General features: G+C 33.9%; 15 protein-coding genes and 2 rRNA genes. 9 read left to right on the top strand and 8 right to left on the bottom strand.

All coding sequences use genetic code 11. From position 1 onward, the window contains the following. Window positions 1-47: 47 nt before the first annotated feature. The gene (locus BN863_RS00560) at window positions 48-2,633 is read right to left on the bottom strand and encodes a phosphoenolpyruvate carboxylase (RefSeq protein WP_038526150.1); all 2,586 of its coding nucleotides are present in this window, start codon (window positions 2,631-2,633) and stop codon (window positions 48-50) included. 530 nt (window positions 2,634-3,163) lie between these two features. Beyond that, the gene (locus BN863_RS00550; RefSeq protein WP_038526144.1) at window positions 3,164-3,496 is read right to left on the bottom strand and encodes a single-stranded DNA-binding protein; all 333 of its coding nucleotides are present in this window, start codon (window positions 3,494-3,496) and stop codon (window positions 3,164-3,166) included. 230 nt (window positions 3,497-3,726) lie between these two features. On the opposite strand from BN863_RS00550, the gene BN863_RS00545 reads away from it, so the two are divergent. Together BN863_RS00545 and BN863_RS00540 are read left to right on the top strand one after the other, a co-directional pair. Next, window positions 3,727-4,296 (top strand): hypothetical protein, encoded by a 570-nt coding sequence (locus tag BN863_RS00545; protein WP_038526141.1) that lies wholly within the window; start codon window positions 3,727-3,729, stop codon window positions 4,294-4,296. Between the two features lie 9 nt (window positions 4,297-4,305). After that, window positions 4,306-4,656 carry a hypothetical protein gene (locus BN863_RS00540; protein ID WP_038526138.1) on the top strand — a complete coding sequence of 117 codons (351 nt, stop codon included), beginning with the start codon at window positions 4,306-4,308 and terminating at the stop codon, window positions 4,654-4,656. Window positions 4,657-4,664: 8 nt separating this feature from the next. Here BN863_RS00540 and BN863_RS00535 read toward each other — a convergent pair whose 3' ends face one another. From BN863_RS00535 to BN863_RS00520, 4 genes are all read right to left on the bottom strand, one after another. Further along, window positions 4,665-5,132, bottom strand: coding sequence for a CBS domain-containing protein (locus BN863_RS00535; protein WP_038526135.1), 468 nt, complete (start codon window positions 5,130-5,132; stop codon window positions 4,665-4,667). Between the two features lie 124 nt (window positions 5,133-5,256). Further along, window positions 5,257-6,375, bottom strand: coding sequence for a BamA/TamA family outer membrane protein (locus BN863_RS00530; RefSeq protein WP_084817436.1), 1,119 nt, complete (start codon window positions 6,373-6,375; stop codon window positions 5,257-5,259). Between the two features lie 23 nt (window positions 6,376-6,398). Continuing rightward, window positions 6,399-6,905, bottom strand: coding sequence for a nuclear transport factor 2 family protein (locus BN863_RS00525; protein ID WP_242404054.1), 507 nt, complete (start codon window positions 6,903-6,905; stop codon window positions 6,399-6,401). Further along, window positions 6,902-7,411: a hypothetical protein gene (locus tag BN863_RS00520; protein ID WP_038526129.1), complete on the bottom strand. Its 510-nt coding sequence runs from the start codon at window positions 7,409-7,411 to the stop codon at window positions 6,902-6,904. The genes BN863_RS00525 and BN863_RS00520 overlap by 4 nt, the downstream gene beginning before the upstream one ends. A 429-nt stretch (window positions 7,412-7,840) precedes the next feature. Here BN863_RS00520 and BN863_RS00515 point away from each other — a divergent pair, with 429 nt between their 5' ends. The 7 genes from BN863_RS00515 to BN863_RS00485 all read left to right on the top strand — a co-directional run bounded on the left by BN863_RS00515 (window position 7,841) and on the right by BN863_RS00485 (window position 14,365). Next, window positions 7,841-8,350 (top strand): hypothetical protein, encoded by a 510-nt coding sequence (locus BN863_RS00515; protein WP_038526126.1) that lies wholly within the window; start codon window positions 7,841-7,843, stop codon window positions 8,348-8,350. A gap of 94 nt (window positions 8,351-8,444) precedes the next feature. Further along, window positions 8,445-9,326, top strand: a complete 882-nt coding sequence (locus BN863_RS00510) for a LysR family transcriptional regulator (protein ID WP_038526124.1) — start codon at window positions 8,445-8,447, stop codon at window positions 9,324-9,326. A gap of 75 nt (window positions 9,327-9,401) precedes the next feature. Continuing rightward, complete coding sequence (locus BN863_RS00505; protein WP_038526121.1) at window positions 9,402-10,331, top strand: YeiH family protein; 930 nt, start codon at window positions 9,402-9,404, stop codon at window positions 10,329-10,331. Between the two features lie 43 nt (window positions 10,332-10,374). Beyond that, window positions 10,375-10,944, top strand: a complete 570-nt coding sequence (locus BN863_RS00500) for an HPP family protein (RefSeq protein ID WP_038526118.1) — start codon at window positions 10,375-10,377, stop codon at window positions 10,942-10,944. A 54-nt stretch (window positions 10,945-10,998) separates the two neighbouring features. Beyond that, entirely contained in the window at window positions 10,999-11,454 is a 456-nt protein-coding gene (locus BN863_RS00495) for a hypothetical protein (RefSeq protein WP_038526116.1), read from the top strand. Between the two features lie 198 nt (window positions 11,455-11,652). Continuing rightward, window positions 11,653-13,881, top strand: a complete 2,229-nt coding sequence (locus tag BN863_RS00490) for a TonB-dependent receptor (protein WP_038526113.1) — start codon at window positions 11,653-11,655, stop codon at window positions 13,879-13,881. Window positions 13,882-14,044: 163 nt separating this feature from the next. Beyond that, entirely contained in the window at window positions 14,045-14,365 is a 321-nt protein-coding gene (locus tag BN863_RS00485) for a hypothetical protein (RefSeq protein ID WP_038526110.1), read from the top strand. Between the two features lie 493 nt (window positions 14,366-14,858). Here the strand turns inward: BN863_RS00485 and rrf are convergent. Together rrf and BN863_RS18185 are read right to left on the bottom strand one after the other, a co-directional pair. Continuing rightward, window positions 14,859-14,965 (bottom strand): 5S ribosomal RNA (gene rrf / locus BN863_RS00480). A gap of 140 nt (window positions 14,966-15,105) precedes the next feature. After that, a 23S ribosomal RNA gene (locus BN863_RS18185) occupies window positions 15,106-17,356 on the bottom strand.

Here is a 17,356-nt window from a genome sequence, read left to right as displayed (position 1 = left end):
AAAATTAAAATTTTGAGGCTTTTCTGTTTTATATATAACAAAGCTTTTTAAGCCGAGTTTCTACTTGCATTAATATTTCCAAATAAAGAACGTGTTACTAAACTTTCGTAAATTTTAATTTGCTCTTCGTCTCTTACTTCTGCTTTTTCTAACTCTTGAATTTTTCTTAAAGCGAACTGCTGAATGGTTAATAAAGGCAATACCATAGATTCTCTAATTTCAATAGAAGCCTTACCTGCTGGCTCTTCTTGCATTAGTTTTTCATATCCAGTAAGCTGTAATAATAAACGTTTAGTTAGTAAATATTCAGCATGAATAATTTCCCAGAATTCTCCAAACTCAGGATCTTCTGCCATGTATTTAGTTAAATCGAAGAACGATTTAGATAAAGACATCATACTGTTTTCTATTAATGTTTTAAAGAAACTAGAAGAATTATAAAGTGCTTTTACTTTATCAAATTCACCTGCTTCGTCGTATTTCTTTAATGCTGTACCTACACCAAAAAATCCAGGAACATTTTGTTTTAACTGACTCCAAGATCCAACAAATGGAATGGCTCTTAAATCTTCAAAAACTAATCCCTCTGCTTTACCTCGTTTAGAAGGTCGGCTACCAATATTTGTTTTGGCGTAATATTTTAACGTACTCATACGTTCTAAATAAGGCACAAACATGGGGTGATTCTTAAAGTCTACATAAGTATTATAACTAATTTCGGCTAAATCGTCCATAACTTCTCTACAGTCAGACGTCATTGCTGTATTTGTATCGTTTAAGCGATTATAAATTCCTGAACTAATTAATTGTTCTAAATTATATTGAGAGGAATCTAAAGTTCCAAAATTAGAACTGATAGTTTGTCCTTGAACAGTAAGTTGAACTTCTTTATCTTCGATTGTTGGCCCTAGAGATGCATAAAACTGGTGTGTTTTTCCACCACCACGTGCAGGAGGTCCACCACGTCCATCAAAGAACAATACGGTTACATCATATTTTCTAGATATTTCTGTTAAACGTTCTTTTGCTTTAAAAATAGCCCAGTTTGCCATTAAGTATCCACCATCTTTAGTTCCGTCTGAGAACCCTAACATAATGGTTTGTTTATTTCCTCTAGATTTTAAGTGTGCACTGTACGCTGGATTTGTATATAACTCTTCCATTACTAAATGCGCATTTTCTAAATCTGTAATCGTTTCAAATAATGGACCGATATCTACTGTTAACTTATCATGGAAAGCCACAAGCTTTAACATGGCAAACAACTGCATAACGTTTAACGTTGTTTGGTTGTTACTAATAATGTAACGGTTAGCAGCAAGCTCTCCATTCGTTTCTTGGATATGCTTTATCGCTACCATAGAATTTAGCGTTTTCAAGACATCTTCCCCTTGGAAAATAGACATATCTACAGCGCCCTCAACTTTAGATAAAATTGCGACTTGTTCTGCTTCAGATAATTCGTTGTAATTCTTCGGAAAAATATCGCTTCCAGAAGCAATTAATGTATCTACCATATCTGTGAACACTTGATCGTGTGCACGACTATCTTGCCTGATATCTAAAGATGCAAAGTGGAATCCGAATAATTTTATCTTGTTAATAAAGCTCTTAACTTCTGTAGCATATAGAGATTGGTGCTTCTCTTCTAAGATTGATTTAATTGCTTCTAATTCCGATTTAAGCTCGTCTACAGTAATAATTGTATTGTCTGTTACATTTATCATGTGTCTGTATAGTTTTTCTTCTATAGAAGAAATACGTTCTTCAACACCAACAAATGTTAATCGACGTTTTAATCGACGGGCATCACGGTAATAATTTTTTAATACGGCTTGCTTTAAACGCTCAGACACTTTAAGTGTAATTTCTGGTGTTACAAAAGGGTTTCCGTCACGGTCTCCTCCTGGCCAAAATCCTATATTTAAAATATCGTTATCTATTTCTTTATTGTCGAATATATTTTGCTGAATATAATCGTAAATAGATCCAAAAGAATAATAAAACACATTTTCTAAATACCATATTAAGCTAATGGCTTCATCGTAAGGTGATGGTTTAGTATGTTTAAAAAACGGTGTTTTTCCTAACTGTGCTAACAAATCGTTTATTAACAACAAATCGTTTTCTTGGATTGCTTTTGTTAAATCGGTAATAATTCCTAATACAGAACCTGGGTAAAACTGTGTTGGGTGAGCAGTAAGTACAATACGTACTTTAAACTCTTCAAGATATTGTTTTAAAAGTTCTGTTCGGTTTTCTGAACTCGCTGTTTCTTTTAAACTACGGAGTGTTCCAATCCCGTCCATATTATTAACAACTGGGAAGGCTGCATCTTCAATAGCATCAAATAATACAACTTGTCTTTCTATATACTGAATGAATCTGAATAATAAATTCATTTGACTTTCATCTGAACGTCTGGCTTGATATTTTTCAAAAAACGACTCAACAATCGTTGTGGGATTATCACCATTCTGAAAACCTTTCTCACAAGTTTCATGAAAAAGAGGTAATAACACTCCCGTTTTCGTAATTGAATCAAACGGTAACGTCATGAAAATACTATTGTATATCTGATACTTAGATAATACATTTTGATTAAATCTGGTTAATTTAGGTTGTACTGACATGGTTTTCTAACTTCTATATTTTTCATAAAAATACTAAAGGTTAGCCAAAAGGCTATCATAGTTATACATATTTTGTGTAAATTTAAATTAAACGAATATTTAGGACCTTTTTTATGAAAGAATCAACTGTTTGTTCATTTTATTTAATATTTCATTAATTTAATGAATTTTATCTGCTAGATTATTCTATAATTTAAGACGCCTAGAAGTAGTAAAGTATAGTCATTACAATTGTAACAACGTGTTAAACACCATTACTAAAAACATAAATCATGAAAAAAAAATCATCTAAAATAATACTAGGTATATGTTGGCTTGCCTTTATTATATGGGAAATAATGGTCATGAATTGGGCGAGTACTCAAGAAGATGCATTTACTAGAATTGATTTAGTAATTATTCTACCCATTCTTATTTTGTTTACCATATACATGCTATTTCAAATTTATCGTGTGAAACGAAAAAAACGTAAGAAAAACATAAAATAAAAAAGAGGATGACCACTTAAATCATCCTCTTTGAAATATGTTTTATTTACTTAACATCACGATTTCGTTACAAACAACTTCTGTAATAAATCGTTTTTCTCCTTGTTTAGTATCGTAACTTTTAGAGGTTAGCTTTCCTTCTAAGGCCACTTCTTTTCCTTTGGTTAAATAATTCTCTACAACTTTAGCGGTTTTGCCCCAAGCTACAATATAATGCCATTGCGTATCGGTGACTTTTTCACCAGCCTTATTTCTATAACTTTCATTTGTGGCTAGAGTAAATTTTGCCAGCGTGTTCCCGGATTCTAAATTAATAATTTCTGGGTCATTTCCTAAATTACCAATCAACTGTACTTTGTTTCTAAGTGTGCTCATAATATTATATTTTAATGTTAAACAGTTAATACATGTCTTAGTGTTTTTAAGACGTTACAAAGTTGCATAAGCACTTAAATTACTGTCGGTTATTAACTATTTAAACACACTTACAACCGATTGTAGTCGTTTAAAAACGGTTATATTTGCGGTTAGATGATAAAAAATTAGTGCCTTTTTAGGATTGCACATTCAAATAATAGTTAACTTTATTCCAAAATCAACCAACCATGAAAAATATATTATTCTTTTTAATTCTTCTACAATTCGCAACATATAGCACTTACGCACAAGAACATGAAGCTGAGCACGAAACGGAGTTAGAATCTGAAGAAGGGGAATTTAAACATCATCAAATTGGAGCCATGATTGGACATGCTCATATTTACCAAGGCAGTCATGCAGAAGGTAAAAAATGGCTTGTTGTACCTATGGCAAGTTTAAATTATAATTATTGGATAAATAAAAAATGGGGTGTTGGTCTTCACACCGATTTTATCTTAGAATCTTATGAAGTACATGAAGAAACTGAAGATGGAGAAATAGAAATTTTAGAACGTGAATTACCAATTGCACCGGCATTAATGGCATTGTACAAGCCAGGAGAGCACTTTACATTTATGCTTGGAATTGGTGAAGAATTTGCAGCAGAAGAGGATTTATTTTTAATTAGAGGAGAAGTGGAATATGGTTTAGAGTTACCTAAAGAATTTGAGCTTGGTGCAGCTATAGGCTATGATCTTCGTTTTGATGCTTACGATTCTTGGGTATTAGCTATTGGAGTTTCAAAAGTATTTTAATTATGATGTATGGATAAAACGTGTTTAGAATGTGGTGAGAAAATTATAGGCCGATCGGACAAAAAATTTTGTGACGATTATTGCAGAAATGCCTATAATAACCAGATTAATAAAGATTCTAAAAACCTTATCCGGAATACAAATAATAAATTACGTAAGAATTGGCGGATTTTAGAACAACTAAATCCTGAACAAAAAACAAAAACCACTAAATTAAAGCTAGTTAATTTAGGGTTCGATTTTAATTTATTTACAAGTATATATGTTACAAAAGCGGGCACGACATATTACTTTGTTTACAATCAAGGGTATTTGCCTTTAGAAGGCGATTATTATGCTTTAGTAAAACGAGATGACTAAGCAATTTTTTATTTCCAATTATGCCCTTTTAATGTAAGTGCAGCTTTTAAAATATCTTTTTGACTAATTTGCCCAGCTAATTTACCATCTATTACGATTGGAAAACGACGACGTTTAGATTCTAAAAACTTGTTAGCAGCATCAAAAATATTCATATTACCATCTATGGTTTCAACATCTCTAATCATTCGTGTTTCCACTTTGTGTTGCTCCATTGGCATGTTGTAATATCTGCTATCACTAATTTGTTTCAAACAATCTCCTTCAGATATAATTCCAATTAATTCAAAATTGTCATTAACTACTGGACCTCCAGAAATCTTATGTGTAATTAATTTATCAATTACATCTTCTACTGTTTGCTCTGGTTTAAATGTAATTAATTCACGGCTCATGTAATCACTCACCCGAACTGCTACGTTTTCCACTTCTAGACTCTGCCTCTTTCGAGACCCTACAAAACTTTTAATACCCATAATAAATAATTTTAGATTAAACTTAAAGCTACTGAAAAATAACTAGTTAACCTAACTAAAATTTACAGATGTGATAATTTTAACGTTAAATATGTAAGAAATCGAAAACAAGATTTAAAGTAGACTATCTTGTAAATGCTTCACCAATTCTAAAATACACACCCCAATCGTCTCGACCAATTGCAGCATCGAAGCCAATATTAATATTCGCTTTTGGTATGGCCAAGTAACGTAACCCTGCGCCTATTGCAGGCAATGTATTATCTAAACTTATATCGCTAGCCGTATTTATGGCAGTCGCAACACCAGCAAAAGCAACATAACCCCACTTTTTATTTAGAGCATGTCTGTACTCGGTTTGCACATCGTAAACTTGATCTGCTCTAAATTTTCCGTTAGAATACCCTCTTAAATCGTCGCGACCAACAACATTCTGACCAGAAAATGGTACATCTCCAATTGCAATTTGCGCATACCCTCTTAACAATAATGTATTTGTTTCCTGCATAGGGTAATACTTATTATACTCCATGTTAATATTAGAATAATTAGCAGTACTTCCTAAACTTGTTAGAAAATGCATGGTATTCAGTTTTGCATTCATCCCGTTTAAGGGTCGCATTTGGTTATCTCGAGTATCGTAAACCGATGCTAAACCAAAACCAAATAGATTATTTTCTTCATCTTCTTTTAAGGGCACATCAAAATCTGTAAGATTATGAGAATACAATAAATGCCCTCCTACATATATTTTTTTATAAACTTCGGTGACAAACTCAGCAAAAGCAAACTGAAACGAATTATTATACCCTACAAATTCACCTTCAGGATTTATAGCATTAAAAATATCATCTGGTAAAAATTCTAAATAGTCACCCCAATCTACATAAGTTTGAAAATTTACAGATCCCACTCCCAATACAAATTTTAAACGCTGTTTATCTTCATTTAAATAAAAGGTATTTGGCATAATGGCCATCCAGGTTTTATTTGTACTATAAGTACCAATAAACATAGATTTCGAGATTGGAGAAATCGTGTCGGTGGCTTTCAATTTATAAAAACCAGATGCCATAGCTCCAAACATAGTTCCGAAACTATTATTATATGTAATGGTAGGAATAACTACAGTCTTAACTTTTTTATCTGCCTTAGATTTTTCTTCTAATTCAACTTCAGAATCTTGTGCATACAATGAGAATGACAGAAAAAATAGAATGAAAATAAAAGAAAAGTATTTCATGTAACTACTGTTAAGTTTTAAAATTAATCGGTAAACGATTTAATAATTTTGGCATCTTCAAGCGCTTTTAAAGGCACAACAGCATTCATTTTTTCGTTAGGAATTGTAGCAGACAATACATAATGAGCCACTTTCCATGTTCCATCCTCAAATCTCATTACACCAGAACCTCTACAAACTCCCATTTGGGTATTTAATAATTCATCGAACCAAGCTATCGAGTCGTTACCAATATAAATATGACGCTCTAAAGCCGAAAAACTCCACGCTTTACCAGCATCAAAATGAGGTTTACTATATGCCTTAAAATCTTCAAGTCTCCAATTTTCTGAAGCATCTGTACCAATAAATACAGCATCTGAAGTCATTAAATTAAAATACGTATTAAATTGGGCTTCAGAGGCAGCTTTATGCCAAGCATCCAGATTAGCGATTATATTTTTTTCAGCATCTTTATTTTGGGCTTGTATATTATTAATACTTCCAAAACATATAATTATAGCAACAACAAACTGTTTAAAGTACATCATGGTTTTTGAATATTTTGAGAGTCTTTTTCATACTTCTTATTAATTTGTAAATTCAAATTTGAATACGCAATTAACGTCTCTTTTATATTTTGTAATTGTTCTTCTTCAGGAATATTACGCATACTTAATACACTTTGTAATTTTAGCATTTTTGTTTCTAGTGTTACAAAACGAGCCTGTATAGACGGAGAGTTAACAGCATCTGGAATATTGCTTAAAATTTCTCGCATTAAAACCTCGATAGTTTTAGCATCCCCAAGAAAATAAGACATATCTCCAGTTTTTAATTTAGAGATAACAAATATTAATTCGGCATATTTATCCCAAGAATCAATATCGGCTTGTGCATCACTATCTAAAGTATAATCTGTATATTTTAGTTTAGAAATAGCATCTTTAAAGAGGTAAGGAGATACTTCTTCTTCTACAACTTCTTCTACTTTTTTTTCAGACGAGTTACATGTCCACAGACACAAACAAACGAGTATGATACTTATTTTTTTCATGTTTAATCTAATCTCAATTTTATAAAGAAAGGATAATCTATTCTAACCAAAAACGGAATGTAACTTCAATGTATTAATCGGTTTAAATGAGTTTAAACCGATAAAAAGATTACTACAGACAGAATTGGTTTAGTTAAACTAGTCTATAATTAATACAAAACTTATCAACTTAAAACAAATATATGGCGATGCTAACATAATTACTAACGTTATTAATCTTAATAATACCGAAAGTATAAATTATAGTATAAGATACTAGACATTATTTCTAGTAGGTTTATAATAACAAATGTGCTAGTACTAGTAGTCTAACTCTTATGTATTAGACACCGTAAACTCCCAAAAATTCATAATTAGTTGCCTTTTCCATTTAATAATCTTAATTTTAATCTTAAAACAACGATTAAATCGTTTAGAAAAATTAAAACTATGAAACATATTATAGCATTATTTTGCTTAGCCTTAGTATTTACCGCTTGTGAAGGCGATCAAGGACCAACAGGACCTCCAGGACAGGATGGTTTAGATGGTGAGGTGGGAGCTGCATTCGAAATTGAAGTCGATTTTAACGCAGCTAATAATTATACCATTTCCCAATTTTATGGATTCGACATTGTCCCTTCGGATGCTGTCTTAGTATACATTTCTTGGGAAACTATAGACGGACAAGAATATTGGAGATTAGTACCTCAAACACATTACTTTGAAAATGGAGGTATTTTAACCTATAACTACGATTTTACCGATGAAGATTTTGCTATTTTCTTAACTTCTCCTAATGTGGATTTAAACACCTTGGATAACGAATTTACGCAAAATCAACTTTTTAGAGTTGTTATTGTCCCTGCAGATTATATTGGAGGTGTAGATACAAGTAACTTAGACGCTGTTATTGAAGCTTCTAAAATTGAAAGCTTTGAGAGTCTTGAAACCATGTAAGTCACATAAATTCTTACTATATTAACTTCTTATAAAATCGGTTTGGATGATATTCAAACCGATTTTATTTTTTTACTGAATTACACTTGATATTATGAACGTAAAATTTAAAATATTTAAAGAAGTAGCTCTAAACTTAAGCTTCACAAAATCTGCAGAAATTTTAAATCTGTCTCAGCCTGCTGTCTCTAAAACCATCCGTACTCTAGAAGATACTTACAAGAAAACTTTCTTTATTCGTTTGGGAAATAATATTGAACTTACACCAGATGGACTAGACTTTTTAGAATATGCTGAGAAAATTCTAGCGCTTCATGCCGAATTAGACAATCATTTTTTAACGCTAGAACAAGACGAACAAAAACTCATAAAATTTGGAGCAAGTACCACACTCGCCGATTATATACTTCCGCAAATTTTAGCTAAATCTGAGAAAAACACCCCGAATACAACAGTTCAACTTATTAGTGGAAATACCGATTATATAGAGCATTTAATTACGGGTTTACAATTAGATTTTGGAATTATAGAAGGTAGTAGCCATAATAAACAATTACAATATGAAAAATTTATAAAAGATGAAATCGTATTGGTTACAAGTGCTAACAATCCTAAATTTAAAACCGGTATGTTACAACTAAAAGATTTAGAGCATTTACCCATGGTAGAACGTGAACATGGTTCTGGAACCCGAGAAATTATTTATAAAAAACTGAACGAATATGGTATAAAACAACTAAAATCGAATGTAACACTCCATAGTACAGTGGCGATTAAAAATTATTTATATCATTCTAAAAGTTATGCCCTACTCTCTATCCATTCGATTAGCGACGATTTACTAAACAATAAATTAAAAGTGATAGATATTCAGAATTTTAATTTCGAACGTTGGTTTTACTTTGTGTCGCGTCAAGGTTTTCAATCTAAAACTAAAGACTTTTTTGAAAAATTAATCAAACTTAACCATAACTAAAAGTTATTACGTATAACTTTTTTCGTTTCAAATTAATTATAACTGCGCTGTATATTTGTTTCAAAGTTAGAAACAATGAAAGCACATCTATCTAAAATATATTTTTTCTCAGTTATCGCACTAGCGTTAGCTGGACAAATTTCTAGTCCTCTAGCATTAGGTTTGGGTTTTGTTTTTACTTTATTTTTTAAACACCCATTTCTAGAAAAGAGTCAGAAAAGCATTCATTTTCTTCTAAAAATCGCTGTAATCGGTTTAGGTTTTGGAATGGCCATAGTAGAAACCATACAAACCAGTATTTCAAGTTTTGGACTTACTTTATTCTGTGTATTTTTAACCGTGAGTTTCGGGTTAATTTTATCTAAATATTTACATTTAGATAAATCGCTCGGACATTTAATAACCTCGGGGACTTCAATTTGTGGCGGAAGTGCCATTGCTGCCATCTCTCCAATAATAAAAGCAGATACCAAAACAATAACCATGTCTTTAGGTGTCGTTTTCTTTTTAAATGCTGTAGCATTAATTGTATTCCCTTACTTAGGTCATTTTTTTGGTTTAAATCAACATCAATTTGGGTTGTGGTGTGCAGTTGCAATTCACGATACAAGTTCTGTAGTTGGTGCTGCTCTTAATTATGGCGAGGAAGCCTTAAATATTGCTACCACTGTTAAACTATCTAGAACATTATGGATTATACCAATGTCTATACTATCTATGTTTTTATTTAAAAATAGTGGTCAGAAAATTAAATTCCCAATGTTTATCATCTTATTTATTGCAGCTATTTTAATACATAGTGCCAATCTGTTACCAGAAACCATAACCACATCTTTTGTTGCTATATCTAAACATTTATTAGTTGTGACTTTATTTTTAGTAGGAACTACAATGTCTATTTCAGATTTAAAAACAACAGGTTGGAAACCTATGGCTTTTGCTACTACATTATGGATATTTGTTTCCGCAATATCGCTATGCTATATTCTATATTTTTCAGTTTAAATTAACCAATTAGCTATTTATTAAGATTAAACTATTTCTCTTTATGAACAAAAAACTAAACCAACGTAAAACCTATCGCAAAGCAAAACTTATGGTTGTAAAACAAACCATAATAGATCCTATAGATCATTTATGGTCGTTTATTGGAGCCTTTACTGGTATTGCTTTAATTGGAAGCTTACAAACTTTAACCTTAACATCTTTAGACAATACGTTTCTAATTGGTTCGTTTGGTGCATCGGCTGTACTTATTTATGGAGAAACAAGTAGTCCGTTAGCACAACCTAGAAATTTAGTTGGCGGACATCTATTTAGTGCAATTATTGGGGTGTGTATTGCTAAATTAATTCCTAACCCGGACCTGAGTTGGTTAGCATGTGCTTTGGCAGTATCTATTGCTATTGTTGCCATGCAAATTACAAAAACAATGCATCCGCCTGGAGGAGCTACTGCACTTATTGCTGTAATAGGAAGTACTCAAATTAAAAATTTAGGATTTTTATATGTAATAAATCCTGTTTTTGTTGGCGTTTTAATTTTACTAGTTACGGCATACTTTACAAACAGATTTGCACGGCATAGGCAATACCCTTTTAAATCTAACTTGAAATAAGCTGTTGGATTAGAATTAATCTGTATTTTCGTTGCTGTAAATAGATTCATCTTTTTGAAAGCCCCATCAACTATAAAATTAATTGCTTTTCGAGGTATTATTCTTGCCATGGCATGTTGTTACATCATATCGCCTTTAAAGCATTCGCTTTTCGATATGATTCATGTTGTATCCCATTATGTTGAAGATCATATTCTATTAACGCATAAAAAGGATGCTTCAATTTTTAAAGTACATACTCAAAATTCTTATCAATATACAAATACACTTCCATTAGTAAATCATTCACATACAGCTACAGGAAAGGTTATTCCAAATCATTCGCATCAAGTCCTTGCCGTTTTAGATTACATTATTTCTACTTCTGAAGAACAAAACGATCATCAGAAATCAATTTTTAAAGCTGAAATAGATAAGCATCTCTTAACATCCGAATGCCGTTTCAAAAGCAAAATTATACACTTAACTACAAAAAAACGTGGTATACATCTTTATCGACTTACGCGTTAAAGTTACCAACGTACACGCCGCCTCCACAACACATTTCATAATTTATTCTAGTCAATTTAAAACCCTAATAGGATGTTTTGCGTAAGTATTCGTAAACCGTCTAAAATTAGAGTGCTTTTATATTTAAGAGTACCAATATATTGACTACAACCAAATATTAATTCCTCTTTACTAGAGGACCATTAAATTATGAAATAAATGAAATATTTTTTAACAGCAGGTTTAGTTCTGCTTACAGGTATTATTTATGCACAACAGATTTCGGGAAAAATAATTGATTCTAATAACACTCCCTTAGAAGATGTTAGCATATATAACAAAAACACAGAAACACATACACATTCCGCATTAACAGGAACGTTTACAATAAATAAAACACAAGAAAACGACACTTTATACATATCCCGTTTAGGATATACTCCTAAAACGATTCGTTTATCTCAAACCGATGTAAATGTACCTTTAACCATAACCTTAAATGAGGCTAATATTTCGCTAGATCAAGTAAGAATTGTAGCTGAAGTTGATGCCTTAAGTAAGTTTGTCGATGTAGATGTACAAGTAAGTCCAGTAAAAACATCGCAAGAAATTTTAAGGAAAGTTCCTGGGCTTATTATTGGTCAGCATGCAGGTGGAGGAAAGGCCGAACAAATTTTCCTCAGAGGTTTCGATATTGATCATGGAACAGATGTAAATTTAACCGTAGACGGATTACCTGTTAATATGGTATCGCATGCTCATGGTCAAGGCTATTCAGATTTGCACTTTGTTATTCCTGAAACTATAGACAATATTAACTTTGGAAAAGGACCATATTATGCAGATCAAGGAAATTTCACCACTGCAGGCTATGTAAGTTTAGGACTTAGAGAGAGGCTAAATAATAACTACATCTCATTAGAAGCGGGGCAGTTTAACACCAACCGACTTATGGGAATGTTTAATGTTTTAAAAACCGATAAAAGTAGTGCCTATATTGCTTCAGAACTCTCTTTAACAGACGGACCTTTTGATTCGCCACAAAATTTTAGCAGAATTAACGTCATGGGACGTTACAATTATAAAATAGCTGGTGATCAAGAGTTGAGCTTAACTTTGTCTCATTTTCAAAGTAAATGGGATGCTTCAGGGCAAATTCCACAACGTGCCATAGACGATGGTAGCATTGATCGTTTTGGTGCCATAGACGATACAGAAGGTGGTGAAACAAGCAGAACGAACTTGTTAATAAATCATACAAAAGTGATAGATAATGATAAGTCTTTTAAAACATCTGCTTATGTGTCGCAATATAATTTTGAACTCTTTTCTAATTTTACATTTTATTTAGACGACCCTGTAAATGGTGATCAAATAAGACAATTTGAAAACCGTTTAACAACTGGAGCGAATACGGTTTACGAACATAGAAATATTGAATTAGGAAATAACACGATGTTTAAATATCAAGCAGGGGTTGGGTTTAGATATGATAATGTAGATGATGTTGAATTATCACATACGGTAAATAGAAAAACAATTTTAGATTATAAAGCTTTAGGTGATGTAGATGAAGTAAATACCTACGCATTTTTAAACACAGAATTTAAAACTGGTAAATGGACGTTTAATCCGTCTGCACGTTTAGATTATTTTAAATTTCAATATCAAGATAAATTATCGGAAACCTATAGCGATATAGCTGAAACTAAAATGCGTATAAGTCCTAAACTGAACACAATCTATTCTGTAAATAAGGATGTTCAATTATTTTTAAAAGCAGGTATGGGATTTCACTCTAACGATACACGCGTTGTAGTTGCTAACAACGGAGAATCTATTTTACCTGCGGCTTATGGTGCAGACTTAGGGACGCTTTTAAAACCTTCAGAACGTTTAGCAATAAACGCAAGTTTGTGGTATTTATTCTTAGAACAAGAGTTTGTATATGTAGGAGATGCTGCTATTGTAGAACCTAGCGGAAAAACTCAACGTTTAGGTGTCGATTTAGGAGCACGTTATCAAGCTTTAGATTGGCTGTATCTTTATGCAGATATTAATTATTCGCATGCAAGAAGTGTAGACGATCCAAGTGGTGAAAACTACATCCCATTAGCGCCAAACCTTACTTCTGCTGGAGGAATTTTAGTCGATAATTTAGGTCGATTTTCAGGAGGACTTAATTACAGATATATAGATGATAGACCCGCTAATGAAGATGACTCTATAGTCGCTGAAGGATATTTTGTAACAGATTTTAATGTGAATTATTCATGGAAAAATTGGACTTACAGTATCATTATTGAAAATCTATTTAACACAGAATGGAATGAAACACAATTTGCAACAGAAAGTAGATTGTTTGACGAACCTGAAGCTGTAGAAGAAATACACTTTACTCCAGGAACACCATTTTATATCCGTGGAAAAATAGCATTAATATTTTAATCTTCGGTATCACCAATTTAATATTTAATGGCTGTCTATTTAGATGGCCATTTTTATTTTATTAATAATCTATAATCTAATAATTTAGGGACTGAAAAATTGATACTTTTATTGTATATTTAAAACACATTTTTTTTATAAAACTAATTTTAAAACTTTTAATATGAAAACTTTAAATGTAGATTACGAAGGATTATCAATAAACTTCAAGGATAGTAATCATCATGATGCTGATATTTTATGGGAACCAACTGCAGATGTAGAAGTTGATGGGAAGCTATATAAAGCAGGAGATCAAATACATGTTATGTCTGTAGAATACGACGCGCCAGACAACAATTATTCTTTGTTAAATAAATTTTTCTCTACGACACATTTAGAAATGTCTTCTGGAGATTTTGAAGCGCTTAAACAAGCTATATTGTCTCATCAAAATGATGCCACCAAACTGTTTTTTAACGACCGTTTGATTAAAGTGAACTAAAAACACAAAAAAACCTTCAGCTTAATACAAGTAATAAGCTGAAGGTTAAAAAAAAATAGTAATCAAAAAATTGTCAATTATTCTTAGGTTAATCGATTCCTAAAAAACACATTTCAAAGATACTTCTTACCTTCTTTACATTATATGACAATTGTTAGCTAATGTAATTATCTATAATTTTTTTCTGCAATTAATATACATACAAAACGTATTATTAATTATATAGTCTACCTATACAGCTAAATCCTAGGCTTTACTATTACTAAACCATTATACATTTCCTTAATTAAAATTTAAGCGTTTTAAATAGTCTTAATTATACAAAAAATAGAATAAGGTATTCTCAGTCAATTTTTAATTAATCTATCTTTAAACCCACTCATAAGAAGTATTAGAATAGAGAGTGAATATAAAGTATGTGGTTATTGAAAGTTTCAAGATGGATTTAAAGCAAAAAAATCCTCAACAAATAAATGTTGAGGATTTAGTATAAAAAAGGCGACGACCTACTCTCCCACAATGCAGTACCATCGGCGCTAATGGGCTTAACTTCTCTGTTCGGAATGGTAAGAGGTGAGCCCCATTGCAATAATCACCTTAAATTGTTGATTGTTAATTTCCACTTAGAAAACTAATCAACCGCGCTTTAGCGCAAATATCTTAACATATTGAAAAATACCCGAAGGTGACATACATATAAATCCTAATAATAATTCTTGTACTCTTATAAAAAAACAGGCGTACAATAAGCCTATGGGTTATTAGTACTACTCGGCTATGACATTACTGCCTTTACACCTATAGCCTATCAACGTGGTCATCTCCCACGACCCTTTAAAGAAATCTCATCTTGTGGTGGGTTTCGCGCTTATATGCTTTCAGCGCTTATCCCTTCCCAACGTAGCTACTCTGCAATGCTCCTGGCGGAACAACAGATACACCAGAGGTTGGTCCAACTCGGTCCTCTCGTACTAGAGTCAGATCCACTCAAATTTCTAACGCCCACTGTAGATAGAGACCGAACTGTCTCACGACGTTCTGAACCCAGCTCGCGTGCCACTTTAATGGGCGAACAGCCCAACCCTTGGGACCTTCTCCAGCCCCAGGATGTGACGAGCCGACATCGAGGTGCCAAACCCCCCCGTCGATATGAGCTCTTGGGGGAGATCAGCCTGTTATCCCCGGCGTACCTTTTATCCTTTGAGCGATGGCCCTTCCATACGGAACCACCGGATCACTATGCTCTACTTTCGTACCTGATCGACTTGTAGGTCTCTCAGTCAAGCTCCCTTATGCCATTGCACTCTACGTACGATTACCAACCGTACTGAGGGAACCTTTAGAAGCCTCCGTTACTCTTTTGGAGGCGACCACCCCAGTCAAACTACCCACCAAGCACTGTCCCTTCGAATGAAGGTTAGACTCTAGATAAGCAAAGGGTGGTATTTCAACAATGACTCCACAACACCTAGCGATGCCGCTTCAAAGTCTCCCACCTATCCTACACATTACTTATCCAAAACCAATACTAAGCTATAGTAAAGGTGCACGGGGTCTTTTCGTCCCACAGCGGGTAATCGGCATCTTCACCGATACTACAATTTCACCGAGCTCATGGTTGAGACAGTGTCCAGATCGTTGCACCATTCGTGCAGGTCGGAACTTACCCGACAAGGAATTTCGCTACCTTAGGACCGTTATAGTTACGGCCGCCGTTTACTGGGGCTTCATTTTAGACCTTCGAGGTAAACCTCTAAGCCCACCACTTAACCTTCCAGCACCGGGCAGGTGTCAGGCCATATACGTCATCTTTCAATTTAGCATAGCCCTGTGTTTTTGATAAACAGTCGCCTGGACCTTTTCACTGCGGCCCCACCGAAGTGGGGCGACCCTTCTCCCGAAGTTACGGGTCTATTTTGCCTAGTTCCTTAACCATGAATCTCTCGAGCTCCTTAGAATTCTCATCCCAACTACCTGTGTCGGTTTAGGGTACGGGCTGCTTCACTTGCTTTTCTTGGAAGTCGATTTGCTAGATTATCACCTTGACCGTAGTCTCAGTGTACTATCGCGGTGTTACCACTCGCTTCAACGTACTATTCCGTCAGTACGCACTAACTTTTCGCCTCCGTCACTTTTAGTGTGAGCAGGTACAGGAATATTAACCTGTTGTCCATCCACTACCCCTTTCGGGTTCGCGTTAGGTCCCGACTAACCCTCAGCTGATTAGCATAGCTGAGGAAACCTTAGTCTTTCGGAGTGCGGGTTTCTCGCCCGCATTATCGTTACTTATGCCTACATTTTCTTTTCTATACGTTCCAGCATACCTCACAGTACACCTTCTACACCTATAGAATGCTCCCCTACCAGTTATAATAAATTATAAATCCATAGCTTCGGTAATATGTTTATGCCCGATTATTATCCATGCCGAACCGCTCGACTAGTGAGCTGTTACGCACTCTTTAAATGAATGGCTGCTTCCAAGCCAACATCCTAGCTGTCAAAGCAGTTCAACCGCGTTTTTTCAACTTAACATATATTTGGGGACCTTAGCTGATGGTCTGGGTTCTTTCCCTCTCGGACATGGACCTTAGCACCCATGCCCTCACTGCTGATCAACATTTTATAGCATTCGGAGTTTGTCAGGAATTGGTAGGCGGTGAAGCCCCCGCATCCAATCAGTAGCTCTACCTCTATAAAACTATAAATCAACGCTGCACCTAAATGCATTTCGGGGAGTACGAGCTATTTCCGAGTTTGATTGGCCTTTCACCCCTACCCACAGGTCATCCGAAGACTTTTCAACGTCAACCGGTTCGGTCCTCCACTGTATGTTACTACAGCTTCAACCTGCCCATGGGTAGATCACACGGTTTCGCGTCTACCACTACTAACTAAAGCGCCCTATTCAGACTCGCTTTCGCTACGGGATCCGTGACTTAATCACTTAACCTTGCTAGCAACGGTAACTCGTAGGCTCATTATGCAAAA

This window comes from Formosa agariphila KMM 3901 (genome assembly GCF_000723205.1).
GTDB classification, from domain to species: domain Bacteria; phylum Bacteroidota; class Bacteroidia; order Flavobacteriales; family Flavobacteriaceae; genus Formosa; species Formosa agariphila.
The sequence above is the reverse complement of the archived record's forward strand: the minus strand, read 5'-3'. Positions and strand labels throughout refer to the sequence as shown.